The organism is Thiocystis violacea (genome assembly GCF_016583565.1).
GTDB lineage: Bacteria > Pseudomonadota > Gammaproteobacteria > Chromatiales > Chromatiaceae > Thiorhodococcus > Thiorhodococcus violaceus_A.
The window spans coordinates 1-1,897 of record NZ_NRRF01000177.1 but is presented as its reverse complement, the minus strand read 5'-3'; the positions used below and the strand labels follow the sequence as shown (position 1 = coordinate 1,897).

Genomic DNA, 1,897 nt, shown 5'->3' with positions numbered 1-1,897 from the left:
TGGTCGATCAACTCCCCGAGACCCAGCTCGTCGTACATTCCGGCCACGAGCCCCAGGTGATTGAGGACCTGGCTGCTGTAATGGCGTGGACTGGCCATGGAGGCGGTGTCGATATGGACGGCCATGCATGATTCCCTCTCAATGTTCGCGAACAACGCGATGATAGGGCAATCGAGGGGACGGCTTCCGCTGGAGGGAGGGCTGTGGAATGACGGTGCTCAGCCACGATGACGGGCGTTTTGTTCGTTTTTCGTGTGCGAGATGACGACACCTCCACTGAAAATCAGCAACAAAAAATTCGTTATTACACGTTATGGCGTGCGGAATGTCGGCTGTGGTGTAGGGCAGCGGCCCGCTCGACCAAAGGACGTTGATCACGCTAAGCTTGATCGCGACGCTGCGGCTGCGGGGAAGCGCTCACGCCATATAAGCGACGACGATTCGCGGTCATGGCGGAAGCCGACACGGTTGAAGCAGCCGCGCCCCATCGAGAGCGCAATGCTTTGAATTTTATCAAGAAACAATAAAAGGCTGGCAGAGGTATTGGCGTAAAACATTATTTTTAAACAATAAATCTGATTTCGGCAGAAAAAAGATATTTTCTGTAGCATCGCTTTCGTTTTTTGTCAATATTCCAGTTTCGGATATTTCTCTTTCAAGATCAACCTCTTAATGGGATTTGCATCTTCCGCGTTCGCGGCATCCATCGCTTCCTATCTCGGGCTCGTCCAACAACCGGTTCAGATCGTCGCTCGCTTCGCTCGGACGATCTAACCTTATTCGTTAGGTGTTATAGCCGTCCTGGGTGATATCCATACAGGCCCTTTCGGTTTTAGCACGGACTACACGCCTCAAATCGAGGGGTCAGTACGAGCATCACGTCCGGTGGCTATAGATCGTTTTTCTGAACGACGCAACCGTCTGTTTTTGTTTCACGCGAAAGGTGTAGCCCGCGTAGGGCGGAACGCGACAGCGGTTCCGCCATGTGGCAACCGCTGGCGTTGGCGGTTGACACTGGCATTTGCATGGCGGATCGCCCTCTCGGGCATCCGCCCTACACCGACAGGGTGACTGACACCTTTCAAGCCGGACGGGGCAGCCCGCGTAGGGCGGAACGCGAGAGCGGTTCCGCCATTTGTCGCTTGAAACCTGTCGAAATGTGCTCAGAATAAACTCCGAACAACAGATATTGCCATGCGTCTTGCCGCGAGCTACGGTGAGGTGGCCCCTGAAAACGCAAGCGCAAAATAGCGATGCTCGACCAGAGATCAGAGTCATGCCAACCCACAGATACGAAAACGATTTTTACGCATGGTCCCAAGAGCAAGCAGCGCTGCTGCGCGCTGGGCGCTGGTCGGAATTGCAGATTGAGCCACTGAGTGAGGAGATCGAGGATTTGGGCAAACGCGAGCGCCGAGCATTGGAAAGCCGGCTGGCTGTGCTGATTGGGCACCTGCTCAAGTGGGAGTTACAACCCGAATATTCTTATCGCAAAAGTTGGCGTGCGACCATTAACGAACAACGCCGGAGCATCGCACGCCTGCTTGCCGAGAACCCGAGCTTGCAACCCTTGCTACCCGATCTGATCGCCGAGGCTTACGCGGATAGTTGCGATCTGGTCGTCCGCGAAACGCCGCTCGATTATGAAGCCCTGCCGTCAGCCTGTCCCTATACCGCCGCACGGATTCAAGATGACGCTTTCTGGCCGGGCGATAAGCCCGCGTAGGGCGGAACGCGACAGCGGTTCCGCCATGTGGACAAACGGGGTCTGACAAACGGGGTCTGGTCTTTCCTTTTGCCTCAGTCCCGTAGGATGGGCAAAGCCCGCGCGATGAGCCCTATTCAGAGCACTGGTGCTTGCCGGGCGTGCCCATCATCCCCGCTCGGCGCCCAGAAG

1 protein-coding gene is annotated in these 1,897 nt (G+C 55.8%); it reads left to right on the top strand.

Features of this window, described 5'->3' with window-relative positions:
- Positions 1 to 1,276 precede the first annotated feature (1,276 nt).
- Positions 1,277 to 1,726, top strand: a complete 450-nt coding sequence (locus CKO23_RS24510) for a DUF29 domain-containing protein (protein ID WP_200336091.1) — start codon at positions 1,277 to 1,279, stop codon at positions 1,724 to 1,726.
- The last annotated feature ends 171 nt before the right edge of the window (positions 1,727 to 1,897 follow it).

Coding starts and splice junctions, on each gene's coding strand:
- CKO23_RS24510 (WP_200336091.1), top strand. CDS start 1,277: ATGCCAACCCACAGATACGAAAACGATTTTTACGCATGGTCCCAAGAG.